The organism is Maridesulfovibrio ferrireducens (assembly GCF_016342405.1).
In the GTDB taxonomy this organism is placed as follows: domain Bacteria; phylum Desulfobacterota; class Desulfovibrionia; order Desulfovibrionales; family Desulfovibrionaceae; genus Maridesulfovibrio; species Maridesulfovibrio ferrireducens_A.
Genome location: NZ_JAEINN010000006.1, coordinates 1 through 24939 on the forward strand (window position 1 = coordinate 1; position 24939 = coordinate 24939).

27 protein-coding genes are annotated in these 24939 nt (G+C 42.1%); 13 read left to right on the plus strand and 14 right to left on the minus strand.

Annotated features, from left to right (window positions below; genetic code table 11):
• Window positions 1–229 precede the first annotated feature (229 nt).
• Window positions 230–445 (plus strand): hypothetical protein, encoded by a 216-nt coding sequence (locus JEY82_RS07800; RefSeq protein WP_304084572.1) that lies wholly within the window; start codon window positions 230–232, stop codon window positions 443–445.
• A gap of 116 nt (window positions 446–561) precedes the next feature.
• Here JEY82_RS07800 and JEY82_RS07805 read toward each other — a convergent pair whose 3' ends face one another.
• From JEY82_RS07805 to JEY82_RS07820, 4 genes are all read right to left on the minus strand, one after another.
• On the minus strand, window positions 562–1047 hold the full coding sequence (locus JEY82_RS07805; protein WP_304084575.1) for a phage regulatory CII family protein: 486 nt from the start codon (window positions 1045–1047) through the stop codon (window positions 562–564).
• 367 nt (window positions 1048–1414) lie between these two features.
• Entirely contained in the window at window positions 1415–2263 is an 849-nt protein-coding gene (gene dapF / locus JEY82_RS07810; RefSeq protein WP_304084578.1) for a diaminopimelate epimerase, read from the minus strand.
• Between the two features lie 83 nt (window positions 2264–2346).
• Window positions 2347–3018, minus strand: coding sequence for a queuosine precursor transporter (locus JEY82_RS07815; RefSeq protein WP_304084580.1), 672 nt, complete (start codon window positions 3016–3018; stop codon window positions 2347–2349).
• A 318-nt stretch (window positions 3019–3336) separates the two neighbouring features.
• On the minus strand, window positions 3337–4821 hold the full coding sequence (locus JEY82_RS07820; RefSeq protein ID WP_304084582.1) for a GGDEF domain-containing protein: 1485 nt from the start codon (window positions 4819–4821) through the stop codon (window positions 3337–3339).
• 352 nt (window positions 4822–5173) lie between these two features.
• On the opposite strand from JEY82_RS07820, the gene JEY82_RS07825 reads away from it, so the two are divergent.
• From JEY82_RS07825 to JEY82_RS07840, 4 genes are all read left to right on the plus strand, one after another.
• Window positions 5174–6832: a glycosyltransferase family 4 protein gene (locus JEY82_RS07825; RefSeq protein WP_304084585.1), complete on the plus strand. Its 1659-nt coding sequence runs from the start codon at window positions 5174–5176 to the stop codon at window positions 6830–6832.
• Complete coding sequence (locus JEY82_RS07830) at window positions 6826–7920, plus strand: glycosyltransferase (protein ID WP_304084588.1); 1095 nt, start codon at window positions 6826–6828, stop codon at window positions 7918–7920. The genes JEY82_RS07825 and JEY82_RS07830 overlap by 7 nt, the downstream gene beginning before the upstream one ends.
• A gap of 212 nt (window positions 7921–8132) precedes the next feature.
• Window positions 8133–9104 carry a chemotaxis protein gene (locus JEY82_RS07835; protein WP_304084590.1) on the plus strand — a complete coding sequence of 324 codons (972 nt, stop codon included), beginning with the start codon at window positions 8133–8135 and terminating at the stop codon, window positions 9102–9104.
• Window positions 9105–9185: 81 nt separating this feature from the next.
• Complete coding sequence (locus JEY82_RS07840; RefSeq protein ID WP_304084593.1) at window positions 9186–9395, plus strand: 4-oxalocrotonate tautomerase family protein; 210 nt, start codon at window positions 9186–9188, stop codon at window positions 9393–9395.
• 10 nt (window positions 9396–9405) lie between these two features.
• Here JEY82_RS07840 and JEY82_RS07845 read toward each other — a convergent pair whose 3' ends face one another.
• Both JEY82_RS07845 and JEY82_RS07850 read right to left on the minus strand, forming a co-directional pair.
• Window positions 9406–10152, minus strand: a complete 747-nt coding sequence (locus JEY82_RS07845) for a polyphenol oxidase family protein (protein WP_304084596.1) — start codon at window positions 10150–10152, stop codon at window positions 9406–9408.
• Window positions 10140–10724, minus strand: a complete 585-nt coding sequence (locus JEY82_RS07850) for a 5-formyltetrahydrofolate cyclo-ligase (RefSeq protein WP_304084599.1) — start codon at window positions 10722–10724, stop codon at window positions 10140–10142. The genes JEY82_RS07845 and JEY82_RS07850 overlap by 13 nt, the downstream gene beginning before the upstream one ends.
• Window positions 10725–11011: 287 nt before the next feature.
• Between JEY82_RS07850 and JEY82_RS07855 the strand changes: the two genes are divergently transcribed.
• From JEY82_RS07855 to JEY82_RS07865, 3 genes are read left to right on the plus strand one after another with little or no spacing between them, the layout of a single operon-like run.
• Window positions 11012–11683, plus strand: a complete 672-nt coding sequence (locus JEY82_RS07855; protein ID WP_304084602.1) for a metallophosphoesterase — start codon at window positions 11012–11014, stop codon at window positions 11681–11683.
• Window positions 11684–11689: 6 nt separating this feature from the next.
• The gene (locus JEY82_RS07860; protein ID WP_304084604.1) at window positions 11690–12160 is read left to right on the plus strand and encodes a 23S rRNA (pseudouridine(1915)-N(3))-methyltransferase RlmH; all 471 of its coding nucleotides are present in this window, start codon (window positions 11690–11692) and stop codon (window positions 12158–12160) included.
• Window positions 12161–12195: 35 nt separating this feature from the next.
• Window positions 12196–12387: a hypothetical protein gene (locus JEY82_RS07865; protein ID WP_304084605.1), complete on the plus strand. Its 192-nt coding sequence runs from the start codon at window positions 12196–12198 to the stop codon at window positions 12385–12387.
• Here JEY82_RS07865 and rsmG read toward each other — a convergent pair.
• The 3 genes from rsmG to JEY82_RS07880 are packed head-to-tail and all read right to left on the minus strand — an operon-like array spanning window position 12384 to window position 14997.
• Complete coding sequence (gene rsmG, locus JEY82_RS07870) at window positions 12384–13073, minus strand: 16S rRNA (guanine(527)-N(7))-methyltransferase RsmG (RefSeq protein ID WP_304084607.1); 690 nt, start codon at window positions 13071–13073, stop codon at window positions 12384–12386. The two genes, JEY82_RS07865 and rsmG, sit on opposite strands and share 4 nt — an antisense overlap.
• Complete coding sequence (locus JEY82_RS07875) at window positions 13074–14510, minus strand: MFS transporter (protein WP_304084611.1); 1437 nt, start codon at window positions 14508–14510, stop codon at window positions 13074–13076.
• A gap of 31 nt (window positions 14511–14541) precedes the next feature.
• Window positions 14542–14997, minus strand: a complete 456-nt coding sequence (locus tag JEY82_RS07880; protein WP_304084613.1) for a MarR family winged helix-turn-helix transcriptional regulator — start codon at window positions 14995–14997, stop codon at window positions 14542–14544.
• A 204-nt stretch (window positions 14998–15201) separates the two neighbouring features.
• On the opposite strand from JEY82_RS07880, the gene JEY82_RS07885 reads away from it, so the two are divergent.
• Entirely contained in the window at window positions 15202–16365 is a 1164-nt protein-coding gene (locus tag JEY82_RS07885) for a lysylphosphatidylglycerol synthase domain-containing protein (RefSeq protein ID WP_304084616.1), read from the plus strand.
• Between the two features lie 82 nt (window positions 16366–16447).
• Window positions 16448–17923 (plus strand): sigma-54 dependent transcriptional regulator, encoded by a 1476-nt coding sequence (locus JEY82_RS07890; protein ID WP_304084619.1) that lies wholly within the window; start codon window positions 16448–16450, stop codon window positions 17921–17923.
• A gap of 85 nt (window positions 17924–18008) precedes the next feature.
• Here the strand turns inward: JEY82_RS07890 and JEY82_RS07895 are convergent, their stop codons facing one another.
• The 5 genes from JEY82_RS07895 to JEY82_RS07915 all read right to left on the minus strand — a co-directional run bounded on the left by JEY82_RS07895 (window position 18009) and on the right by JEY82_RS07915 (window position 20747).
• The gene (locus JEY82_RS07895; RefSeq protein WP_304084621.1) at window positions 18009–18638 is read right to left on the minus strand and encodes a redox-sensing transcriptional repressor Rex; all 630 of its coding nucleotides are present in this window, start codon (window positions 18636–18638) and stop codon (window positions 18009–18011) included.
• Window positions 18639–18986: 348 nt separating this feature from the next.
• Window positions 18987–19310, minus strand: a complete 324-nt coding sequence (atpE, locus tag JEY82_RS07900) for an ATP synthase F0 subunit C (RefSeq protein ID WP_304084623.1) — start codon at window positions 19308–19310, stop codon at window positions 18987–18989.
• Window positions 19311–19385: 75 nt separating this feature from the next.
• Window positions 19386–20072 (minus strand): F0F1 ATP synthase subunit A, encoded by a 687-nt coding sequence (gene atpB, locus JEY82_RS07905; RefSeq protein ID WP_304084626.1) that lies wholly within the window; start codon window positions 20070–20072, stop codon window positions 19386–19388.
• Between the two features lie 5 nt (window positions 20073–20077).
• Window positions 20078–20497 carry an ATP synthase subunit I gene (locus tag JEY82_RS07910; RefSeq protein ID WP_304084627.1) on the minus strand — a complete coding sequence of 140 codons (420 nt, stop codon included), beginning with the start codon at window positions 20495–20497 and terminating at the stop codon, window positions 20078–20080.
• Window positions 20487–20747 carry an AtpZ/AtpI family protein gene (locus JEY82_RS07915; RefSeq protein WP_092158812.1) on the minus strand — a complete coding sequence of 87 codons (261 nt, stop codon included), beginning with the start codon at window positions 20745–20747 and terminating at the stop codon, window positions 20487–20489. Before JEY82_RS07915 ends, JEY82_RS07910 begins: the two co-directional genes overlap by 11 nt.
• Before the next feature lie 381 nt (window positions 20748–21128).
• Here JEY82_RS07915 and JEY82_RS07920 point away from each other — a divergent pair, with 381 nt between their 5' ends.
• The 3 genes from JEY82_RS07920 to JEY82_RS07930 are packed head-to-tail and all read left to right on the plus strand — an operon-like array spanning window position 21129 to window position 24869.
• Window positions 21129–23543 carry a Lon protease family protein gene (locus JEY82_RS07920; RefSeq protein WP_304084628.1) on the plus strand — a complete coding sequence of 805 codons (2415 nt, stop codon included), beginning with the start codon at window positions 21129–21131 and terminating at the stop codon, window positions 23541–23543.
• 26 nt (window positions 23544–23569) lie between these two features.
• Window positions 23570–24340: a hypothetical protein gene (locus JEY82_RS07925; protein WP_092158121.1), complete on the plus strand. Its 771-nt coding sequence runs from the start codon at window positions 23570–23572 to the stop codon at window positions 24338–24340.
• Window positions 24341–24398: 58 nt separating this feature from the next.
• Window positions 24399–24869 carry a LysM peptidoglycan-binding domain-containing protein gene (locus JEY82_RS07930; protein WP_304084634.1) on the plus strand — a complete coding sequence of 157 codons (471 nt, stop codon included), beginning with the start codon at window positions 24399–24401 and terminating at the stop codon, window positions 24867–24869.
• Window positions 24870–24939 lie beyond the last annotated feature (70 nt).

The window sequence follows — 24939 nt, forward strand, 5'->3', positions numbered from 1 at the left end:
AATGTCTTGATTTTAAAACGCCAAATCAAGTATTTAGAGACTTAAACAACAGTTGCACTTACTAGTTGAATCTAGGTTTGATTAAATCAACGTTAAGCAGCATCTATCCATATTTATTAAAAAATATTTTTTTACCCGTAAAGTGATCCGTTCTTTTGACCGATATTTTAATTATGAACACGTGAGGCATCTCCACGCCGGATGAATGTCGCCACTCATGGAGGAGTGTATGTATTATCACGGATTTGATAATAAAACTGTATCTGCCAACAAGTACTGGACCAGCAAGGATGATGAGCTAGTATCCTCGCTCTTCGCAAAAATCATCAACAAGACTGTTACCAGTTGCGAAATCGATCCGGAACAGGACCAGCTGGTAGAACAGATGGTCAACAACCTTTTTGATTTATGTTTTTATATTAATAAAGACGTTCATAACTGCTGAGCTACAGACTGCACTTTTTCAGCAAATGCAAAAAAACCCCGGCTACCAATGGTAGTCGGGGTTTTTGTATAGACATTTGCTCTTTTTTCGGAGCATTTTGAACTAAACTGAATAGACTAGCTTACCTGTGCAAGACGAGGAGCGTTTTTAGTCTTTTCTTCTTCAGCTCTCTTACGCAGGTAATGAACCATTGTGAGAATTGCTGTAATTGCTTCAAAGCCTTCCTGCTCAACAATATTAACCAAGTCTTCTTTAGGGTCAGCCTGCAAAGCACTCTTGAGAGCCTTGGAGTATCTTCCGAACCCGTCCATCAGATCAAGTGCCATGTAGTTTGCTTCATCAGGATCACCAGGATTGATATCCATAGGAACGAGTACGTAACCCATAATATTAGCAAGTCTGGTGAGAGGACGAATACTTCCTGTAGATCTCATGAGAGGAACAAGCTCCTCAATACCGACTTTCGCACCCTTATCTTCAGGATTAATCTCACGAAGAAGTGTTGGGTAAGGTTTGCTTATTTCAGTAGCAACATCACGAGCAGGCTTTTCGTTTTTAAGTACAACGTCCTGCAAAAGCTTAGTAAGTTCGTTATTTCCCATAATGTGTCTCCTTGACTTTATTATAATATATTTATTTAATCTTAAGAATGTTAAGCTAAAATCATGCTATTGCATTCTAAAATAACTTGGGTTCATTAAGTCTTAAATTAAAACATGTTACAGATATCAAACCGAAAAGGCTTATTATTATTTTACCACCAAACAAGAACTTTTACTGCGAAACAGGAATAACTGTTATCCTGCAAATCACACCCAGCTCGTAAACAAGGCTATACAGCGAATACTCAGCCCTTGCAAGTATAGAATTAATCAATTTTTAAATTATTCTATTTTAGTATAGAATCTTTATCAAAATTAAAGGGCGTCACCAGCCGGCAACGCCCTTTAATTTTTAATCATACGTGATCTAGCAATCAAGATTCAGTGATTCTAAAAATAGTTGCCCTGAAAAAGTAAGTTCAGCGCCACCCTGAAGAAAAACACTTTCGCCTTCGATTATAACCTTAAGAATTTCACCGCCGGAAGTTTTGACACGGACCGCCGCATCTGTAAGCCCCAGCCTATGCAAAGTAACTTGCACCGCGCTAACGCCTGTTCCGCAAGCATATGTTTCGTCTTCAACACCGCGTTCATAGGTACGCACGATAAGGCTGTCGTTGTCATCAATCTGAACAAAATTAACGTTGCTTCCTGCCGGTGCAAAATCTTTGTGATATCTGAATGCACTTCCCAGTTTTTTGATGTCAACGGTCTCAACATCCGCAACCTGAACGACTATGTGAGGTACTCCGGTATTCGCAAAGTGGTAATGGTGTTCCACTCCATCAATCTCAAGAGTCTGATTAAGCTTCACATCTTTAGGCTCGGGCAGCTGAACTTTAACCTCTTCCTGTAAAGGAAACACCTGCACTTTAATCGGACCGGCATCAGAGCCGAAAGTATGCTGTTCTCCGGCTATACCAAGAGCGTGAGCTAGTCGTCCGACGCAACGGGAAGCGTTCCCGCACATCTCAGCTCTTGATCCGTCTGAATTATAAAACTGCCACTTAAAATCTAAACCGGAACCTTCGTCCGCATTTTCAATAAAAAACAACCCGTCAGCATAAATTCCAAAGGCCCGTTTACAAATTTTTTCAGCCCATTCAGGCATTTTTTCCACGGGAACACCGAGTTCGCGGTTATCGATTACAACAAAATCATTACCGCAACCCTGCATTTTATAAAAAGGAATGCTTTTACCGAACATTTGACTCATATATGACCTCTCTTAAATATGACTTACTTTTACAGAAGTATTAATCTCAAGCGAGAATTCGTCAAGCTTTGCCGCCTGATTCATTATGCGCGACAGCGAATTCTACGAGCCAGATATATAAAAGGAGTATCCATAACAGCCACAATGACTTTAAAAAGATACGTGGTAAAAAATATTTCAAGCCAGACTTCAAAAGGAAAAACTCCCCATAGCGCAACGAAACAAAAAACAGCGGAATCAAGGAGCTGACTTAAGAGTGTGCTGGCATTATTTCTAAGCCAGAGATGTCTATCTCCAAATTTTTCTTTAAGCTTATGAAAAACATAAACATCATGGAGCTGTGAAATAAGATAAGCGCAAAGACTTCCCAGTGCGAGTCTCGGCAGAAAACCGAAAATAACTTCAAGGTGAGGCTGAACGAAGTCATCGACTGACGGCTTAAACATTAAAGCCAGTTGCATATAAATAACAGCCATCACAAGAATCATAAAACCTAGAAAAACCGCTTTCTGCGCTTCTTTTTTGCCATGAAACTCACTCAGCAGATCAGTTGAAAGAAAAACACTGGCATATAAAATATTACCCAGAGTTGTAGTCATTCCAAAAAGTTCAATAGTCTTTAACACCTGAATATTACAAAGTATCAGATTAAAAACGATAAGCCCGAACAAGCCTGTTTTGCCGAAAAAGTTATAAACAACGAGCACAAGACTCAAATCCAGCAAAGCGAATCCAATCCAAAGTATCTCATTCATGAAATTGATGCTCCCTCAGCAGCGAAATTGAAAACAGTCAAAACGCTATCTGTTGAAATAATTAGTATATCCAGAAATTTATATAATTACGGATACGTTGCCAGAATTTATGCCTGTCATAAATTCCAAACAATAATAACATAGCCACGATTCTGTTCTGAATATAATACAGAACCTGACCCAAAAACCAATTTGGTGGATTTGCACCCATTCACGAGTTAGGTCAAGCCGGACACCATATTATCAAAAAAAAGGACGGTGCGTACATTTCGCACCGTCCTTTCGTAAACACTGACAGTAACAAGCCTACCGAAACCCTTAAGCCGATATAACCTTCAACCTCGCCGCCGGAGCAGCGGAGACAACAACCCTGTTACGCCCCTGTTCCTTTGCTATGTATAAAGCATCATCTGCCTTACGCACTATTTCAGTTTCCTTCGCAAGACTTCCGGGACGGACCGAAGAGACTCCGACACTTACCGTGACATTAAAATTAACATCCCGATAAGACATGTTCTTAGATTCTATTTTCTCCCTGATACGTTCAGCCAGCATTTTTGCCTGATCCGCGTTGGTATGAGGGAGTAGAATAACAAATTCTTCTCCGCCGTAACGGGCGATGAAATCAGTTATTCTGAATGTCTCTTCAAAAATTCTGGCTATTGTCTCAAGCACCAGGTCGCCAGCCATATGCCCGTATGTATCGTTCACACTCTTGAAATGATCGAGATCGACCATCAATAGTGATAGATCCATATTATGGCGTTGATGACGTCTGAGTTCTTCAACAAGTCTTTCATCAAAACTACGTCGATTGTAAACTCTGGTAAGTCCATCGCGATCCGCGCGAGTCTTAATCTTGGTAAACATCAGAGCATTACTAAGTGCAAGTGACAGATGATTCACAGCAGCGTTCAGTGTATTAACCTGATCCTTTGCGAGTCTTACAGACTTATCACAAAGCATAACCAGACAACCGAACTTTTCCCCGCGAGAAATCAAGGGGAGCGCCAGCACTCTTCCTCCGGTCGGACCGTAACACATTGCAAGGTCTGCGACAGGAGTAGTTTCAGAAATATTATACCCACCGACTTCAATTCCGCTAAGCTGTGTAACACTTCCAATCATAAATTCGGTCCACTCAGCCTGAACGGCTGAAATAAGGCCGGGATTGACAAATATTTCTGCTTCGGTCTGCTTTCCGGCAGGAACAACGTCCCAGAAAACACCTTGAACGGAAAGAACCGGAAGCAACAGCTTCAAATCCTCAGCAGCCTGTCCGAGGATGTCCGAAACTTCAAGACGCTCGGTCGCATTGGATAGAACGGTGTTTAAGAACATCAACTGTTCCGTCTTACGGGAAAGAAGCTCACGTTCCATAATGATCTCTTCGGTCATTCTATAGAGATCTCCATAAAGTCCGGATACTTCCTTTGCTCTGAAAAGGGCATCCTGAACCTTGGAGCTTGTTAATGGAGAACTTACTACCGCAAGAAATCCATCTTCAAGAACACTCTCCAGGTCAACTTTTTTTTGAGACTCATCCTGTATAAGGATGCGCTGAGTAGATTCCAGCTTACGATAAGTTGCCCGGCGCGCTTCAGAAAGCTCGTTCCAAACCCGAAGCGGAATCCATGTAGCGGAAGGTTTTTCAGGCTGAAGAAATTCTTTCTCGCCGGGAAGAGCTCTTTCGGAAAAATTCCTCAAGAAAAATCCAGGTCCGAGGGAGTCTTCAATCTTGTCGGCTTCTATACTGTTTAGACCGAACCCCCAAAGCAGTTCAGGTCTTTCTCCTCTATTCATATCGGGGCTCCTTGTGCATTCCAAATACTGTCAGAAGGGTTTACTGCCTTCTATAATGCAAAAAAAAGACCAAATAAAAGAGTCACTCCTTTTGAAAACCAGCTCGCAAAATCAATCGCCCCATGGCAACCAAATCGAAACCTCTAAAAACCGCTATGTTACAAGCAGTTATCCACAAAAGACCTTATAATTTAAATCGTATTATAATCTTTTACCACGAGGACCACGCTAAATATGCAGGCTGAGCAAATATAAGAAAGTGGCAAAGTCTGCCATATTTTTGTCACCTGCATCTATTTCGGAAAATAAAACCCTTTGACAAAGCAGGCCCAAATATGGCTTGAAATAAGGTATGAAAACTCAAAGAATATGGGGAACTTTGGACCCCTTTTATGAAACGGGACCGGTTCTTGGGCGGAAAGTAGCAAACATCGGGTTTTTAAATGAATTACTGACTGAAGACCCTTTTGATGAATACCACTTCTTTCTAAGCAGCGGGAACGTCCGAGACAGCCTGATCGGTTTTATAAAGGAGAACTTCCCTAAATTAATTGAAAATAATAAAGTCAAAATTTTGGATCGACGAGATCTTCCTGAATATATAAATAAACAGGAATACTTCTGCTTCCATCAGTCAGACTGCATAGTATATCCACCGCACCTTGCACGAGTAAGAAACGCTTTTGCAAAAAACATATTCCCTATCACCGGAACAACCCATTCTTTGAGTTACAGCAACTACGGTTCAGCTTTCCTTAATTATATATGGAAGGGTACTACCGCCCGTGATTGCATCGTTGCCACCTCCACCCCCGGAATGCAGGTTGTCGAAAAATATTTCCTGCATCTGCGCGAAGGTTTTGAACTGGATGAAAAAAAGTTTCCTTCTCCGCAAATCAAAAAAATTCCTCTTGGAATTAATCCCTCAACTTTTACTCCCCCGACTCCGCAGCAAAAACTTGAAGCTCTAGATGCGCTGGAACTGAATTCCGGGGACAACAGAGTTAATATTTTAGTATTCGGCCGCATTGCGCACTACTCCAAAATGGATATTCTACCTCTTTTACGGGCCATGCAGCGTATTTTTAAAGCCGGAATAGATAGAAAAGATGTGAGAGTGATTCTGGCCGGATGGATGGATGACGAAGACGATTTTCCACAGACACTAAAGGAAATCAGCCGGAATATGGGACTGGAGTTGTCAATATTTGCCCGCCCCACCGACCTTCAAAAAATTGATCTTTATCGCGCGGCAGACATTTATGTGTCCATTTCCGACAACCCGCAGGAAACTTTCGGACTGACAATACTTGAAGCCGGAGCAATGGGGCTTCCCATCATCGCTTCAGACTACGACGGTTATAAAGATCTGGTTGTTCACGATGAAACAGGATTTTTAATTGAAACCATAGGGGCGGAGGCAACTCCTGCTGTGGATCTTATGGCTCCATTATGCTTCGACAGTCATTACCACCTGCTTATTTCCCAGCAAACAGCAATAGACACGCCTAAACTGGCAAAAGGACTTGAAAAGCTGATAAAAGATTCGCAATTAAGGTCCGCCATGGGCACAGCCGGAGCCGTCAGAGTAAACAAAAAATTTACATGGAAAGAAGTGATTCGCCAGCACATACAGTTATGGGAAGAACTGAATACAGCCCCTGTTGAAACCAAGGGGATTTCGGAAATACTACATCCCGCTCAAGTTCGATTCGGTGAGATCTTTTCCCACTATCCGACCTCGACTATCAGCAAAGAAACAATGGTTGTAACAGGTTCTACAGGCTTGGCAATCTATCAGGGGAAAGAATTTCCGCTCATATATCAAGGAATTGAAAGATATCTTAATCAGGAAGTTGTCCGTAAAATGGCTTTCTTTGCCCGCAAACCCATTACTACGTTAGAACTTATTACCAAAATTAAATCCATGGTGCCGGAATTAGACAAACGGGAAGCCGAATTTCATATTCTATGGTCCCTTAAGCATGATATTCTGGAAAAGGTATGCTAGAACGGACAATTATTCACCACACCGCCCTCAAAAAAAGCGGAGGCGCAACAAGAATAGCCCTGCTCATTCATAGTGGAATGAAAGAATCAGGATATAAATCAATGCATTCCTATGAAGCATCTGAAAATCCACTTGATTCGCTCATTTTTCCAGAAGAAGCAGCAAAAAAAATTCCTACCAATGCCATAGTACATCTTCACTCCTCTGCAAATCCCGCAAAATTTCTTTCCGCACTCCCGGAGGGATTACCTCTTATCGTGACCCTTCATGATTCCCAAATGATAACAGGAGGATGCTCACACCCTCTTGACTGCGCACACTTTAAAAAGGGTTGCCGGACCTCTTGTCCGAGAGGTTTTCAAGACTCTGAAACTGTTCGCAAAACCAGCATCGAAACCCTGCTGAAACGGAAAGCCGTTTTAATTTCTCCGTCTAAATGGCTGGCTAATCAGGCCCGGATAGCAGACTCACGACTTGCAGTAAAAATTATCCCAAATGGTATTCCCTGGCCTGATTCCATCGGAGATAAAAAACTCGCAAGAAAAAGATTCGGCTTACACCCTGCGGCAAAAGTCGTACTGTTCATTGCTCACGGAGGAGTTAACGCTGCCTACAAGTCAGGTTCGGAATGGAAAGCTTACTGGGAAGGAATCAAAAAAAGAGTTCCTGATGCTATCGGATTTGCCATAGGCGGAAATAAAACTTCAAGGGAAGGCGATTTCATAAACATTCCCTATGTGGACAGAGATACACTCGGTCAATTTATGACGGCGGCAAATGTTCTTGCATACCCGACTCTCGCAGACAATCACCCTTTGGTGATCCTTGAAGCCATGTCCAAAGGGCTCGCTCCCGTCAGTTATGCGGTCGGCGGGGTTGTCGAACAGATCATCAGTGAAAAGAACGGAATATTGGTAAACCCTTCTGATAAAGACGATTTCATCAAACAAATTTCCACATTACTGCTCAACCAAAGACTCTCCCGTGAACTTGGACTTGTCGGATTTCAAACCGGCTCAAAACGATATAACCAAATAAAAATGCTTAAAGATTATAAAAAAGTATATTACCGACTAGACCGCAATTAGTTTATTGTGTTATTTTTTTACTCATATTTAATATTTGATGCTTAATTAGATTGACTACACTATGGTTTCTATTTGAGTTAAAAGGACGAGTCTTGTTATAATCTTGAAAAATATCTTTCATAAACAGTATTTTCGAGCTAATCTTAAACTGAGCGAAACAAATAAATTTATTTGAATGCTGACTTCACATGAATTTCGGGGGAGGATGAAAAATGTCCCAAACAAATATTCTTCTTGAATCAGGCACTAACGAGCTTGAAATCGTAGAATTTTTCATTGATGAGACTGACAGTGTACATGGTGGCACAACCAGACGTAACTTTTACGGCATAAATGTCGCTAAAGTTGTAGAAATTATCCGTCTGCCGGAACTCACGGATATGCCTGATGCTACAAACGCAGCTGTTCTGGGGGCATTTGATCTCAGATCTGAAATTATCCCTCTGATCGATCTTAGCAGCCGAGTAGGTAAAAATAGAGTTGAAAGCGAAGCTCCTAAAGTTATCGTTACCGAATTCAATAAAATTTCTACAGCCTTTCTAGTTTCCGGTGTAACAAGAATTCACCGCATCAGCTGGGAACAGGTGGAAGCTCCAAGCAAACAGGTTTCATCCCTCACAGCAAACTCAATCACCGGGGTAGTTAAGCTGGAAGGTCGTATTGTATTCCTGCTTGATCTGGAAAAAATAGTTGCTGACCTGAACCCCGGCATGGATCTCGCAGAAGTACCTGATGCCGCTCTGGTCAAAAAAATCGAGACCCAGCAGCTCAAGGCTATCATAGCTGACGACTCAACCATGATCCGCCGCATGATCGGGCAAATGCTCGAAGATGCAGGTTTCAAGGTAACAAGAACTCACAACGGTAAAACGGCATGGGATAAAATCAACGAGTGGAGAAATCAGGCCAAAGACGAAGGAAAAACCATTGATGATTTCATCGACATAGTTGTCACGGATATTGAAATGCCTGTCATGGACGGACATAACCTTACAAAAAGAATAAAGGATGACCCGGAACTCAGACATCTTCCGGTATTGCTTTGTTCTTCCATCATCACCGACACACTTTACCATAAAGGACAGTCTGTCGGAGCCGATGACCAGATCTCAAAAGCAGAGATCAATCAGTTAGCTGAACGAGTTTTTAAACTGATTGAAAAATCTCAAGCTGCACGAAGTTAATTATCAGGAAAAGTTTTAAGATTTTAATTTAAACCCCTTTTGACGCAAGCGTCAAAGGGGTTTTCTTTATCAGGAGGAAACATGCCATACGTAAACATCCGCATTACACGCGAAGGTGCAACGCGCGAACAAAAAGCAAAACTAATACAAGGTGTTACAAGTCTCTTGATGGATACTTTAGGGAAAAATCCAGCCACAACAGTTGTCACCATTGATGAAGTAGAGACCGAAAACTGGGGCATCGGAGGCATTCCCGTTGACGAACTTCGCAAACAAAAGACCAGTAAATAATTTTCAACTACTACTTAATCCAAATTACGGACAACTGCCGCCCTGTGTTCCTGTCACGTCTGTATGAAAAAAAAGTTTCGCTCATACAATACGTGCACATATCAATACCGAAAATATTTTGCGGATTAATTCCTGCGCCAGCTAACTGATCATGAGTTAACTTCCATAAATCAACCGTGTTATTTTCTTTGTTGAAATATTTATCATATCCCGGTTCAAAATCAGAATTAAAATTCACGAACTCCGACAAAGCAGGACTAAGACTTGGCCCTCTTACGGCCATAAGCTCAGAAGGACTACACCCGTAGTGCTCACAAATCTGCGTAACACTTTTGCCCGGGTAGTTTATTGAATTACCTCGCCAGCCGTTATGCAATGCCGCCACAAAATCACCTTTATTATGAGCAATCAAAATAGGCTGACAGTCAGCCGTTTTGATAACAAGAGCATGTCCGCGTTCAGAAGAGGTGAAACCGTCTCCTTCCAGAGATGACTGCTGCTCAGGTGTTTGAGATTCAGACTCAAAATGTAAAACATCACCGTGCACCTGTACGCACTCATGCCAATGTGCAACCCCCATAGAGGCAGCCAGAGAAGTCCTGTTAGCTCTTACGTCGTAAGGGGTGTCACCGACATCAAAAGACAGATTCCCTCGATTAAACGGAGGCTTACAGACTCCGCCTGTTCTCGTTGTAAATACACACGAAATATTCTCCAGCCCCGGAAAAGTGAACGGTATACAATCTATTCTGGCCATATAATATCCTTATCTGTACAGATGGACTGCACTGGTTTATCCCACGCTTCGACCGCAATTTCATCAATAATCTGAAAATAATAACAGACTCCCACAGCTAAAAAGACGGACTTCTGCGGGCGGGCAAGAAATCTGTCATAATACCCGCCTCCGAATCCTATTCTGTAACCTCTGCGATCAAATCCGACTCCGGGAATGATCATAATATCAGGCGAGACAACATCAGGAAATTCACATTTACTTCTACATGGTTCCTTTATACCGAACGAACCGTGCAAAAGATCCGCTTCCGCCCTCACAACTCCAAAATCCATAATACCCGGTTCATTTTTGCGGCAACAAGGCAGAAAAATTTTTTTACCTGATTCCAATGCGTCATGAAACAGAGGGATTACATCGACCTCATTTTTGATAGGCCAGTACAAAAGGACTTCCTTGGCCTTTTTCCACTCTGCAAGAGACAGAACTGAAAAAACTATCTCACGGCTCATGGATTCAACTTCTGATTTAGACAACCGTTCCCGCTGAACTTGCAAACTGCGTCTTATTTCATTCTTATCCAAATTTATCACCCGATTTTATATCTACAATTATTCAGTTGGATAATTAAAATTCCATAATCTATCTTGAAAAATATACGCTTGAACATACTCTGAATCTACACAAAAATTTGCATACTATAAAAACAACTTAGACCTTCTCAGATAAAATTGGCAACCTGATTGTCAGGATTTGGCATCATTGGTTTTTGAATCCATTAATGTTATTAAATTGAACCTTGCAATCACTATGGCGCAACGCTACTGAAAATTAACTTCATTTTCAACGACGACCATATATCAAAACAACAGGAGACAATATGCCTGAAAATATAATGAACTGGATTGCTTTAGGTGACATTCACCAAAGTCTTAACTTTGTATCATTAATTCCTGAAATCCATGATACTACCGGGATCATTGTCACTGGAGATATCACAAACCATTCTCCCTTAGGTGCAATGGAAAAATTCTGGGAAACCATTTCCGATAAAAATCCTAATATACTCGCGCAAGCGGGAAATATGGATCGGAATAATGTTACAGAATTCCTCAAAAATAAAAATGCCAATATTCATCTGGAATTCCGCGAACTGGCTAAGGGGATCAAAATCATGGGAGTGGGTTTTTCTATTCCTACTCCATTCGGAACTCCCAGCGAAGTAAGCGAAAAACAGCTCGGACAATGGCTTGAAGAAACATACGAAAAAATCGGAGACTACGATCAACTGATTCTAGCCGTACATGACTCGCCCTACAATACCAAGCTGGACATGCTTTCAAACGGGCAGCATGTAGGCAGCCACTCTGTTCGAGCTTTCATTGAAAAAGTTCAACCTGATATTGTCGTAAGTGGTCATATTCACGAATCAAAAGGTGAAGATGTCATAGGAAAATCACGTATTTTTAATCCGGGCATGGCTTCCGGCGGCGGATATGTGCTGATCACATTAAAAAACGGCAAGCTTGAAGCAACCTTGAAAGGGAAATAGTATTATATGAGTAAATTAAGATTCATCTGGGTAGGCAAACTTAAGGAACCTTTTTTTAATGAAGCTTGCGCTCATTATGCAAAAAAATTAGGAAGATTTCACAAACTTGATGAAACTATTCTTAAAGATGCTCCGGGAAAACTTCCACCGGAAGACAAAGTGCTGCGCGAAGGTAAAACCATCATAACAAAAATTCGCTCTTCGGACATGGTCATCTGTCTTGATGAAACCGGCATAGAAATGACGTCAGTTGACCTTTCAAAGCGTCTCCTGAAATGGACGGAAGACCCGAACCTTACTCCCTGCTTTGTAATCGGCGGACCTTTCGGGCTATCTGATGAAGTCAAAAACGTGGCTCGAATCAAACTTTCATTGAGCAAGATGACTCTGCCGCATGAGCTGGCCCGCACCATGCTACTTGAGCAGCTTTATCGCGCGTCTTCTATATTAAAAGGCTCGCCTTACCATCACGTATAAATTTAAAGCCCCTTGAAGGTACAAAGGAAAAAAACATGATTAAACCGGAATATCTTGAAAAACTTGAACTTTACATGACCTCAGGTGACATGCAGTTTGAATTCGATAACGGTACCGAAGAAAAAAGATTTGAAATCCTTGAATTTCTGGAAAAGTTAATGGATGTAGCTGAAATAGCTGACGAACATGCCACTAAACTTATATTCAAAGGCGGAATGCCCGGTTAGCTTAACGGCAACAACGACCAAAAATAATGAGTCTTTTTTTGAGCTTTATATTCCATAGTTGATTCCAGCTCATAGCCACATTCTGCAATCTCAGCAGAAGTCGGAGCGCTGTCATTTGATAAGATTACGAGCCTTCCGGTTTCGGCGAGCATAGGTTTTACAAACGGCATAAGCTCCTTCCACGGCATGAAGGCTTTACTTAAGATAAGATCTGCGGGGAGTACCTCCTGTGGAATGGCTTCCGCCCTTCCCTGAAAGACCTCTGTACGCGGTAATTTCATCATTTGCATAGCAGTTCTCATAAAGATTGAACGCTTTTGACGGGATTCCACCAAATGATACGCTCCTTTTTGCCAAACGACTCTGAGAGGCAGCCCCGGAAGTCCTGCTCCAGCTCCGAGATCTAGTGTTACCGGACTTTTGGGAAGATCAAGATCATTAAGAAAATCTGCCAGATGCAGACTATCAATTATAAGCGAATGAAAAATATCATCCCAGCTCTTAGGCCCGACCAGATTCATGGCTTTATTCCATTTCACCAGCATGTTTACATAATAAGCCAAAACACGAGCCTGATCAGTTGCGGCTATAAATCCGGAATCAAGCCGCGTATCATCCTCAAGCCTTCTCTTGGCCTTGATTGAAGCACCTAGTATATCTGCTGCACTGACATTTGATTCCGCCATTTAATCCTCCTTTCTGCTGACCGCAGATTGCACACAAAGGTCATCCTTGGCAACCTCGCAATTTCCATAAAAACGTCTGTAAACACAGAGAATTGAGATAATAACACCCAGCACGCATAAGCCTGAAAGTGTTATCAGTGAATAGTGCATAACTTTCATATATGAAACAGCAGATTCAGGAGATACGAGAGTATCCCCCATATATATTGAAATAAAAATTGCTATAATTACCATGCTTGCAACCATGCCGAGAGTTCTCAACCCACCCGTTATAGCTGACGCGAAACCAAATCTCGAAGGCGGCACGCTTCCCATCATTATGATCATATTGGGTGAAGAAAATAGAGCAAATCCAACGCCAAGCACGACAAACATTGTGTACAAATATGCAAGCGAAGTTTCAGGTCCGACAGCCGCGCCCATGATAGATCCAATTGTACACACAACCATTCCTGCCATTGCAATTATACGCGGATAAAACTTATCCGACAATCTACCGACAAGAGGCGATAAAACAGCTTGAACGATAGGCTGTACAACCAGAACAACTCCCGCTTGATGCGGAGTCATTGCTTTAACACTCTGTAAATATAAGCTGAAAAGGAAAACAATCCCGAATGTCCCGGCATAGCTTATAAATTGAACAAGAGCTGCATCTGAAAAATCCCTTCGTTCCTTAAAGAGCACTAGATCTACAAGTGGAAACTCTGTTCGATCCTGCATGAAAATAAAAACCGTGAATCCAACCACCCCGGATAGCAACAGGACTACTCCAGGCCACCCGGCATTCAAGCTGGTTCCACCGAAGACCAATGCCGCCACGGAAAATATTACTACCGCGCTTCCTGCATAATCAAATTTTTCATCAGATAAACGAAATTTTCCATTCAAATTCAGATGGGCAACAATATAACTTATGCCTAAGGGAATTGTTCCCATGTAAAATATCCAACGCCAGCCCAGATGAGTTGCAATTAATCCGCCCAAATAAGGCCCTACGGAAAGGCCTACATAAACAGCGGCAACAGCAAGGCCCATCGCTCGACCACGTTCTTTCAGAGGAACACAGTCAGTTAACAGAGCCATATTTGTAGCAATTGCCAATGCACCTGAAATCCCCTGCCCCAACCTGAGCAGAATTACAGTATTGATATCCTGCGAAAAACCTAACAAAAGGGTAAATATCGCATACAAAAGCACGCCCAGTCTGAAAACAGGCTGCCTTCCGTGCATATCTGAGAATCTTCCGAAAGGAAGAAGCAGTGCTGCAACTCCACCAATATATATTGATTCAATCAGACTTAAATCAAGTCCGCTTGCCCCGAATTCGCGACCGATTGCAGGTAATGCAATTCCAACTGCGGAAAACATAAACGGCATCGTAAATTGAGTGACGGAAACGGCTAAAATTACCGCCTTTTTTTTTGCTTCATCCACAGTAAAACCTCTCAATTAAATTCAAATATATTTAAAGAATATCCCAAACTGAAGACATTCCTAAAGATTCCCGCCCGGTATCGATCATTCTTTTCAACATTTTCATTAAAAATACTTTTTCAGATTCATCCAGACCAGACATCATCAGCTCATTTGCAGCCTGTAATGCTTGATGAAGATCTTCTTTTATTTCTTCCGCTTTTTCGGTTGGGTAAACTAATTTTTCACGCCTGTTTTCAGGATTTTCTTCTCTAATTAAAAATCCAAGCTTTACGAGCTTAGCCAATGCACGTGCGGTCGCAGCCTTATCTACGCTCAGTACATGCGAAAGTTCATCCTGGTTCCGCCCTGGATTCCTCAGAGCTTGCATAATAAAACCTATCTGACCGTAAGTAATACCGATTGCACTCAATTTATCAGCAAGAATGGCTTTGTGAAGACGCACCATCTGTGCGTTCATATATCCAAACGAAGCATATTTTTTCATTAGTTCCTCTTGACTTTCTAACCGTTGATCAATCAACTGTTGATTAATCAACTAACATGGTAAAAATACAGATGTCAACAAGATTTGCCTAAACAATTATTGCTTTCTGTTGCTTATAGAAGCCAAAATTTGTAAGAACAAAAAACCGTATTTGCTCTTATTAATAATTTCAAACCAATAAGCTTATTTTCCGGAGAAAACATATTGAATTACCCTGAACCAAAGACCAGTCGCTTTAAAGCTCTTCTTTCATCATGTATTAAGACTGCCATTGCAGCGGGCTTAATATACTGGCTCATAAAATCCGGCAGCATCCGTCTTGAATTTCTTTATGTATCTTTAGATAAACTCCCGGCGCTGCTTACAGGGTGTATAGTTCTTCTCATTGGTCTATCTCTCAGCGCTTTTCGCTTTAAAGATCTGCTGAAGGGAGCGGGAGCACCAGTTAATACCCTTAAATGTTTGAAAATTACATCTATTATGTATTTCTTTTCTCAATGCGTACTTGGTCCGGCAAGTGGTGACTTCGCAAGATATTATTATACAGTAAAAGAAACAGAAAAAGGGGCGCAAACTGGCGCCGCAATTATGGCCGACAGAATTATCGGAACCATGGGCCTGTTCGGCCTATCCGGTCTAGGCATAATTCTCAACTGGTCGCTAGTGGAATCTTCTCCTGAACTCCGCACAGTAGCAGTACCCCTGCTCGGGCTTCTATGCGGCCTCTGGCTCTCATTTCTACTTGGGATTATCTCATTAATAAAGGGTAGATGCGCCGCACTTTACATAGGCATTCCTATTTTAGTTTCTATAGTCACTATGTGCTACACTGACAGGGTCTCGTTTTTAGCTGTTGAGTTAGCCCCTATGCTTATTCTCGTATCGATTCTTTCAATTTTCGCAGCATTAATCGCACCGGAATTTTTGGAGAAAGGATGGATTTATAAAAAACTATTCAGCGGTTCTAAGGTAGGCTCTAAAATAGGTCAGCTTGTGTCCGCACTGTTGCTATACCGTAACTGCCCCTTGATATTTTTAAAAACCGTTATCATCACTGCGGTGCAACACTTTCTCTTAATTTTATCGCTATATTTCTTTTCACAGGCTCAAAATCTGCCTGCTATCCCCAATTTCTATGAAATACTTTTCGCGGCACCGATTGCTTTTCTTGCCGGGATTATTCCAGCTCCTGCGGCTGGTCTCGGTGTCAACGAAGCGGCTTTTGAAACTCTTCTATCGCTTGCTTCCAGCGGAACCATCTCAGCTGGAGCTTCAATTTACCTTATGATGCGAATATGGACTACCCTGTTCAGCTTATCGGGAATTCCATTTTTACTTCGCGAAAAGCGAAAAAGAGTTGCAAACTGATTGTGAGTATGCTTTGGTTTATAAATTAAACAATCAATTTAGACTTTAATCTTACCAACTTTACCACTATCAAAAAAATAATATGGCTAACGTTCTAATAATCGATGATGATCCACACATAGGGGATCTGCTCCTTGCCCTTGCTAAACACCTTGGACACAGCGGAGAGAAGGCTCTTACTCTTAAAGAAGGGCTGGCTCTTGCTAATGAGGAAAGATTCGATATCGTTTTTCTCGATGTAGTTCTTCCTGACGGTAACGGACTTAATACTCTGCCTGAATTACAAAAATTGAAAAACTCTCCTGAAGTTGTTATTATTACGGGCAAAGGTGATTCCAAAGGCGCAGAATTAGCTATCAACTCCGGTGCATGGGACTACATAAGCAAGCCTGCATCAGCAGAACAATATCTCCTTCACATGCAACGAGTACTGCAATACAGAACGGAAAAACAAGCATCTCGTCCCAAACTTGGACACCACAACATTGTTGGACGTTCCAAAGCGACTACCCGCTGTCTGGAACAGGCGGCACAAGCGGCTGAAAGCCATGTTAGTGTTTCAATTCTCGGTGAAACAGGTACTGGTAAGGAACTTTTCGCGAAGGCCATACACGACAACAGCTCGCGCAGAAATGGTCCTTTCATTATAGTCGATTGCGCATCAATTCCTGAAAACCTTGTTGAAAGTATACTTTTCGGGCACAAACGTGGCGCTTTCCCCAGTGCGGATGAATCTCATAAAGGTTTGATTGCCAAAGCTGACGAAGGGACTCTGTTCTTGGATGAAGTAGGGGAACTACCACTGTCACTTCAAAAATCTTTTTTAAGAGTTCTTCAAGAACACACATTCCGCCCCGTAGGTGATCACAAAGAAATCAAAAGTGACTTCAGATTGGTTACAGCCACAAATCTAGATCTCGAAGCGCTTGTTCAGACCGGACGTTTTAGACAGGACCTGCTGTATCGAATACAAACATTTACTATTCAACTCCCACCACTGAGACAGCGTAAAGAAGACATCCCTGAACTTACAAAATATTTCTTTAACAAACTTAGTGCAGATCTGAATACATCACCGATATCCGTTTCAAAAGAATTTCTTGCGGCACTTGATGTATACGCATGGCCCGGAAATATCAGAGAACTTTTCAATGTTCTTGAACAAGTTTTCACGACGAATAGTGAGGCTGGAGAATTTTTGCCGATACATCTGCCTGTCCGTGTGAGAATTGCGGCTGCGCAGCATTCCGTTCTACCCAAAATAGAAAACAAGCCTGTTCTAACTGTAATTCAAAACAAGAAATTTACACAAAAACAAACATTAAACAAAGATACAAATATTCCTGCCTACCAAGTCCCTATAAATAATAATTTTCCTCTTCTGAAAGATTATCGGGAACAAGCACTTGAACAGGCTGAAAAACTTTATCTCGAAAGTCTTTTTCTACATTGCAAAGGTAATATTAGTCAGGCAGCGCAGGTTTCAGGTCTTTCAAATTCCCGAATCTATGCACTCCTTAAAAAGTATAAAATTAAAAAAACATTTTTCAGCAATTAATTCAAAAAGCCCGCAACACATATGTGTTGCGGGCTTTTTTTAAGAAAAAAACTTCTTATAAAGCAAACTATTTCACAGCTTATTATTAATCTGATGAGCTGATATTGAATGCCACTGAATAAAAATGATGAGTGAAGTCGACGTACTCAACAGTAATTTCTTTTGGAACTTGAATTCTTGCCTGCGCAAAATTTACAATCCCTTTTATACCGCCATCAACAAGATAGTTGGCTGCTCTTTGAGCCCTTTCAGGAGGAGTAGTAATTATTCCGATTTCAAGCCCGAACTCATCAACTCTGCCCTTTAACTGGCGCGTGCAGACAACTTCAAGTCCTGAAACGATTTCACCTATTTTATAAGGATCACAATCGAAAGCAGCCCTGATAGAAAAACCTCTTAATGCAAACTCTTTATGACGAAGCAAAGCCCGTCCAAGGTTACCGACCCCGACAAGGGCGCAGCCCCAAACTCGGTCGACACCTAAAGAGTGCTTAATGGAAGAAATCAATTCATGCACATAATAGCCGACACCGCGCACTCCGAACTCTCCGAAATAAGCTAAATCTTTGCGAATTTGGGAAGGGTTAACTGAACAAGCACGAGCTAACTTTTCTGAGGATACAACTTCAACACCGTCACGCTTCAGCCCCGTAAGAACTTGTATGTAAACTGCGAGTCGTTTGATTGTCGCTTTGGGGATATTCTGGGTTTTCACAATAAGTACCTGTTTTTCATGTCCCGCATAGTCATGAAAAATAAAATGTTGGAAATCTCAGATTGCAAAACGCTGAAACTATGCTCGCTTTCACAAATCTGGCTCTAGATTATTTACTGATTAGTCAAACTCAACAATTGTAACCACCTTCAATCGGATAAAACTATACACTAGAGCAGTAGCTTTCCGATACCCCCAAAAAACATTTTTTGTGATCTATTTATATTATAAGGACCTAGAAATAGAGATACCCTTACAACAAACCAGAACTATGTGAAAAAATTAACAATTATAGTCCTAATAAAGGAGGCCCGAAAGCCTCCTTCAAATATTTCCAAATCCTGAAAACTAACCGATAAGTGGGTTAGCGAAGAGAAGGATGAGGTTAACAACGAGAGCGTAAATAGCCAAGGATTCGATGAATGCAAGACCAAGAATCAAAGTAACTGTGATTTTACCACCAGCTTCTGGGTTACGTGCGGTGCCTTCACAAGCAGCTTTAAGTCCAAGACCCTGACCGATACCACAACCAGCAGCAGCAATAGCCATACCGATAGCAGTAGCGGAAGCAGTAGCGGAAGCAACTTCAGGAGCAACGCCGGAAGCGAATGCTGCACCAGCAGCGAAAACGAGAGCCATTGTGTTTACAACGATAAGTAGAGCTTTACGCATAATAAAAACCTCCAAAAAAGTACGTTTATTTAAGTAGTCGTTAGACCATTTCCCCAATATTAGTGCTCACTAATTCTAATGAGCGTGTTCCAGAGAGCCCTTCAAATAAATCATGGTAAGCATGAAGAAGATGAATGCCTGGATTACCTTTGCAAGCATGAACAAGAAGTACATGGGCAAGGTAGAAACTACGGGAGCAAGCATGAACAAGAGCACGAGAACAATTTCTTCACCGCGAATGTTACCGAACAGACGTAGAGTAAGTGAAAGCGGACGAGAAATGTGCGAAACGATCTCGATGATAAACATCAAAGGAGCGAGTGCTGGAACCGGCCCAAAGAAATGCTTGATGTATCCTGCACCGTGTTGCTTGATACCAATGTAGTTGTAGTAAAGAAAAGTACAAACAGCCATTGCCGCATTGGTGTTGACATTCGCAGTAGGAGCGTCACAACCGGGAACAAGGCCTAAAAGGTTCATCACAAGGATGTAAACAAACAAAGTACACATGAAAGGAAAAACTGTACGCCCACCCTCACCGATGTTCGCAACAACAAAGTCTTCAAGACCGCCGACAATTATCTCGACTAGATTTTGAAGCCCGCCCGGAACCAGACTAAGTTTTCTGGAAACGAGAAACCCGATAGTGAACAGAATGAGCATTGCTAACCATGTGTACCATACATGAATGGGGATGTGAGTTCCCAAAGCATTGTTCAACTCTGTCATGAATATTAATGGATGTGGTAATCCTGCAGCCATGATCCTTATGCCTCCTTCGCTTTTTGCCGAAATCCGGCAACGCCCCAAAATATTGCATTCACAACTACGGAACTGAGCCCGGCCAAAAGTGCAGTTATTGAACACTGCCCCCAGACTATAAGTCCGTATATGACCAGTCCGGATAATAACATCCGACCGTAGAAACGAATCAGCAAGGAAACAACCGCCCCCTTGCGCATATACGCCAGATGCTGACCAAATTTAGCCAGCGACCAGAAATTGAACGTGGTCAGAACAGTTCCGGCTGCCAAAGCCAATGCCCAAGGGGCAAACCCGAAGGCTACAGCAGCAAAAAAACATGTTCCGGCAGTGAGATACAACTGATTGCGTACCAAACTGCGTACGTCCGGATGAGTAAAGCCTCGCCTGTGGAGAAATGTTTCTAGTTTTTGATTAACTTTCATTGTTACTTCCCGGACCTTTCCCCTGATCCTTTCGTTGGATTTTTTGCACTTCATCAAAAACGTTTTTGAATCCAGCTCCAATTCCAAATAACAAGAAAATAAGTAGAAACCAAGGCTTTGTGCCCAACCATTTATCGAGATACCACCCGATAGCCATCCCAACAAAAGTAGAACAGACAAGATGAGTTCCGATTGTCGCGGCATTGCCGAGGAGATCCAGAGCCTCTTTGTTTCCTTTAAAAAACAATATGTGCCTACTTTTTTCTGAAACTTGAGATGCACTTGCGACGCAAACTGACTTTGCGCAAACCTTCACAAGTGAGATTCGTCTAGCATAATCATTTGATGTGCGTCAACGGCTTCTTTGTCATAAGCACTGTTTTTTGAACTTTTTTTGCCACTCATCTTAAAAAATATTATCCGTCAGCACGCTTAGTTACCCAACTTTCTTTCAACTTGAACTCATCCTTCTCTCTGCCTTGGCTTATAGAAAAACCAACCTGATCAACGATTATTGTATAAAATTTCACAAATCTCCTGATTAAGCCAAGTGACAATTCTTCCGTAACCAAGTAAACATAAATCTATGAGCTTATGCTCAAGATTCGAATACACAGGAAAATAAAAAAATATGACTGCAAAACAGCTATCCCACTCAAAGCTCAGATCGAAACTCGATCCGGAAAAAATCCAGTTTGCCGACAGCTCCGAAATACCCACTTCAACTGGAGCTTACGACCCTTTTCAACCGAGAGCTCTGCAAGCTTTCCGAATGGCTCTTGCCATATCCGGCAGCTGTCACAACGTTTATCTCTCAGGTGAATCGAATCTCGGCAGAAGCTATTTTGTCCGTGAATACTTTGAACTTAGAGCCGCTAAGCAACCTGTTCCGCCGGATCAGCTTTATTTATATAATTTTGCGGATCAGGATAAGCCTATAGCCGTATCTCTTCCGACAGGCCGTGGCAAAAAATTTAAAACAGCTCTGTCTGATGCCGTTTCCCACATCAAGGAAAAACTTCCGGCATGGTTTGAGCGTGAGCCTCATCTAAAGGCGCACGAGCGAATTTCGCGGACTTTTCAGGATGAACGTGACGACCTGTTCTCGGACATGGAAGAACTCGCCAAAAAAAATGGGTTCAGCCTTGAAGTTGATGACCAAGACGGATTGACGTTGATCCCTCTCATTGAAGGCCGTATTTTAACAGATGAGGAATTCGAACGCCTTGATCCAGAACTGAGAAAAACACTTCGCAAATCAGCAGATGATCTGCTCGCTGAAGTGACTACCATCCTCCGCCAGATCAGCAAGACAGAGGAAGGGTTCCGAAAAGATGAACGTAAACTTCATCAGGACTCAGCAAAAGAACTGTTAAAAGATATTATGAATCCCCTGCATAAAGACTTTAATCAGTACGAAAAAATAAAAAGCTACCTGAAAGAAGTTGAAGACGAACTGCTCGACAATATCGACCTTTTCATGGCTAAAGAGCCTCAGCCTGTCGCCCTGCCCACAGGACTGCACCTTCCGGAATCTTCACCTACGGACGATCTTTTTTCCCGATTCGAGGTCAACCTTTTGGTTGATAACAGTACGACTAAGGGCGCTCCGGTTGTGATGGCTGACCATCCTACCGCTTTTAATCTTCTCGGCAGCATCGACCGCGAATCCGAAATGGGAGCCCTTTATACGGACTTCACTCTTATCCGAGCAGGTGCCATTCATAAAGCGAACCACGGCTATCTAATCATGTACGCCGAAGATATTCTGACAACTCCTTCATCATGGGAAGGATTGCTTAGAGCTTTGCGAACCGGAAAAGCTAAAATTGAAGATCCGGGCGACGGCGATCATATCAGAACCAAAACACTTGAACCGGAACCAATCCCGCTTGAACTGACCGTCATTTTAATCGGTTCAGAAGAAACGTATGAACTTCTTCTCTATAACGATGAAAGATTCGGTAAATATTTCAAACTGAAAGCTCACATGCAGCTTACTGCGGAAAGAAACGCGGCGAATATTCGCCGTTTCGTGGAAGTATTGGGAAAAGTTATTCACGATACTGATCTTATTCCATTCAGCAGAGAAGCTCTTGCAGGTGTTGTAGATTACTCAAGCAGACTTGCAGAAGATCAGAAAAGACTATCACTTCGTATCCCGGTCATGAAAGAAATGATGGTCGAAGCTTCCGCTTTAACCAGACTTGACGGAAAAAAGATTGTTGACCGGGCATCTCTCAATGAAGCTATCGAAATGCGCGATTACCGTTCTAATCTTTATGAAGATGAGTTCATGACCGAATATGACCGTGAAGTTATCAAAGTAGCGACTTCCGGTGAAGGGGTCGGAAGAGTCAACGGATTATCTGTAACCATGTTCGGAGACTACGAGTTCGGCCTACCGCATCAGATTTCGTGTACCGTCGGAGTTGGTCATGGCGGAATTCTTGACCTTGAACGTGAAGCCCGCATGGGTGGGCCTATTCATACTAAAGGTATGATGATCATCAAAAGTTATCTTGTCGGGCTTTTTGCACAGGATAAGCCTATTGTTCTAACCGGAAGTCTTTGTTTCGAGCAGAGCTATGCCGGAATCGAGGGAGATTCCGCGTCCGGAGCAGAACTGGCAAGTCTACTGTCTGCTCTTTCAGGAGTTCCGATCAAATTCAAATATGCTTTCACCGGAGCAGTCAGTCAGACAGGCTCTATCATGGCTGTCGGCGGAGTTAACCGGAAAATTGAAGGATTCTATGAAGTTTGCCGCCGTAGAGGTTTAAACGGAGAACAGGGCGTTTTGATTCCGGCTGATAACGTAGTAAACTTGATGCTCAGGCACGAAGTGGTTGAGGCTATCGAGCAAGGTAAATTCCATATTTATCCGATAAAAACCATAGAAGATGCTTTATCTATTCTAACTGGCGTAAAAATTGGAAAAATAAGCCGCGGCAAAAAATTTCCTTTAGGATCTCTCTACCGCAAAGCCGATGACAGACTTGCGCAACTCGCTGAAATTGCGCGCAGGTCGGAATGCAAAACAATATAAACAATTTAAAAGTATAGGAATCCCCTATGTCCAATTCATGGATACAGGCGAAAATGCCGGAATTTGTTCGTGATACATTCAGAGACTTCTGTCTGGCCGGAAGCGCACTCGAAGAACAGTTCGAAACTTTCGACCGGGAACGAAGTGTAAGCTTTGAAGTTCTAAATGATTTAATCGGAACCGCAATGAATAAAGGGTTACTTTGGAGACTCAAAGATACAGCCCATTTGCTTTTCCGCAATACAAAGGAAGATCCCTTGTCCGGTAGATTTCTGGATTGGGGATTGGGATATATTTTCCATGAAGCCTTCAAACTGAGAGAAGATGCTTATCAGAATTTGAACTATGCACCTCTTTTTTCTAATTTGAGAGGCAAAGATATTGCTCTGCAGGAATCTTCAATCGGGCAGGATTTTGTTCAGGTAGTTGAACAGACCGAAGAAAGTATGGAGCGGGAAATAAGCCGCATCAGATTTATTATTGCCAGATGTAGAAAACTTTTACCTTTATTTCTCCGAGATCATAAAGAAAATGCTCTTCTTGGACGGCTCCTTTACTCACAAAATCACCTTATACGGGAAGTTTTTCGTGATGAATATGAGTACCTAGTGGAGACAATTTACGAAGAAGAGCCTGAAATTCTTTATGTTCTTGCCGCCAGAAGCTTAAGAATGGGCGGATGGATGGAAAAAGCTATTGATGCGACAAAACAAGCGTATAAATTGAACCCTAAAAATCCCAAGGTATTGCAAGAAAAAGAAATAGTTGATAATTGGACGAAAAGAGTTAAAGTTTGACTGTAATCAACGGGTACCCTAGTTTAAATTTCTATTACGTAGAGGAGGCCTCTAAAAAATGAAAAAACTTATCTGGCTCGCAGTTGTTCTCAGCCTGATGTTCGTAATGGGCTGTGCTAAAAAGCAAGTTGTCCAGGAAGAAGTTGTGGTTGTTGAAGAAACTGAAGTTATAGTTGTTGAGGAAGCAGTTGTTCCCCCAACACCTATGGAAATTTATGAAGCTGAGTACAGAAACCTTCCTACTTCTCATGTTGTAGAAAAAGGTGAATGTCTTTGGTGGATTGCTGAATACCAGCAGATTTACAATGATCCTTTCATGTGGCCCCTTATTTATAAGGCAAACAGAGATCAGATCAAAAACCCTGACCTGATTTATGCAGGACAGAACCTTGAAGTTCCCCGCGTAGGCTACAGCCTTGACGAAGTTAAGGATGCCCGCAAAGAAGCCGGTGCTTCATGGAAGACCCTGGAACCTCAGCAGGACGCAGTTGTTCCCGGTGAAATGAAAGCAGCTCTCGGCTATCTGTAGAAATACACAGCCTTTATTCTGCGATTAAAACCCGATTTCCGTTTAAACGGAAATCGGGTTTCTCTGTTTT

What these genes read in the sequence shown, in the direction of transcription:
- JEY82_RS07800 (WP_304084572.1), top strand. Translation starts at nt 230, where the DNA reads ATGTATTATCACGGATTTGATAATAAAACTGTATCTGCCAACAAGTAC.
- JEY82_RS07805 (WP_304084575.1), bottom strand. Translation starts at nt 1,047, where the DNA reads ATGGGAAATAACGAACTTACTAAGCTTTTGCAGGACGTTGTACTTAAA.
- dapF (WP_304084578.1), bottom strand. Translation starts at nt 2,263, where the DNA reads ATGAGTCAAATGTTCGGTAAAAGCATTCCTTTTTATAAAATGCAGGGT.
- JEY82_RS07815 (WP_304084580.1), bottom strand. Translation starts at nt 3,018, where the DNA reads ATGAATGAGATACTTTGGATTGGATTCGCTTTGCTGGATTTGAGTCTT.
- JEY82_RS07820 (WP_304084582.1), bottom strand. Translation starts at nt 4,821, where the DNA reads ATGAATAGAGGAGAAAGACCTGAACTGCTTTGGGGGTTCGGTCTAAAC.
- JEY82_RS07825 (WP_304084585.1), top strand. Translation starts at nt 5,174, where the DNA reads ATGAAAACTCAAAGAATATGGGGAACTTTGGACCCCTTTTATGAAACG.
- JEY82_RS07830 (WP_304084588.1), top strand. Translation starts at nt 6,826, where the DNA reads ATGCTAGAACGGACAATTATTCACCACACCGCCCTCAAAAAAAGCGGA.
- JEY82_RS07835 (WP_304084590.1), top strand. Translation starts at nt 8,133, where the DNA reads ATGTCCCAAACAAATATTCTTCTTGAATCAGGCACTAACGAGCTTGAA.
- JEY82_RS07840 (WP_304084593.1), top strand. Translation starts at nt 9,186, where the DNA reads ATGCCATACGTAAACATCCGCATTACACGCGAAGGTGCAACGCGCGAA.
- JEY82_RS07845 (WP_304084596.1), bottom strand. Translation starts at nt 10,152, where the DNA reads ATGGCCAGAATAGATTGTATACCGTTCACTTTTCCGGGGCTGGAGAAT.
- JEY82_RS07855 (WP_304084602.1), top strand. Translation starts at nt 11,012, where the DNA reads ATGCCTGAAAATATAATGAACTGGATTGCTTTAGGTGACATTCACCAA.
- JEY82_RS07860 (WP_304084604.1), top strand. Translation starts at nt 11,690, where the DNA reads ATGAGTAAATTAAGATTCATCTGGGTAGGCAAACTTAAGGAACCTTTT.
- JEY82_RS07865 (WP_304084605.1), top strand. Translation starts at nt 12,196, where the DNA reads ATGATTAAACCGGAATATCTTGAAAAACTTGAACTTTACATGACCTCA.
- rsmG (WP_304084607.1), bottom strand. Translation starts at nt 13,073, where the DNA reads ATGGCGGAATCAAATGTCAGTGCAGCAGATATACTAGGTGCTTCAATC.
- JEY82_RS07880 (WP_304084613.1), bottom strand. Translation starts at nt 14,997, where the DNA reads ATGAAAAAATATGCTTCGTTTGGATATATGAACGCACAGATGGTGCGT.
- JEY82_RS07890 (WP_304084619.1), top strand. Translation starts at nt 16,448, where the DNA reads ATGGCTAACGTTCTAATAATCGATGATGATCCACACATAGGGGATCTG.
- atpE (WP_304084623.1), bottom strand. Translation starts at nt 19,310, where the DNA reads ATGCGTAAAGCTCTACTTATCGTTGTAAACACAATGGCTCTCGTTTTC.
- atpB (WP_304084626.1), bottom strand. Translation starts at nt 20,072, where the DNA reads ATGGCTGCAGGATTACCACATCCATTAATATTCATGACAGAGTTGAAC.
- JEY82_RS07910 (WP_304084627.1), bottom strand. Translation starts at nt 20,497, where the DNA reads ATGAAAGTTAATCAAAAACTAGAAACATTTCTCCACAGGCGAGGCTTT.
- JEY82_RS07920 (WP_304084628.1), top strand. Translation starts at nt 21,129, where the DNA reads ATGACTGCAAAACAGCTATCCCACTCAAAGCTCAGATCGAAACTCGAT.
- JEY82_RS07925 (WP_092158121.1), top strand. Translation starts at nt 23,570, where the DNA reads ATGTCCAATTCATGGATACAGGCGAAAATGCCGGAATTTGTTCGTGAT.
- JEY82_RS07930 (WP_304084634.1), top strand. Translation starts at nt 24,399, where the DNA reads ATGAAAAAACTTATCTGGCTCGCAGTTGTTCTCAGCCTGATGTTCGTA.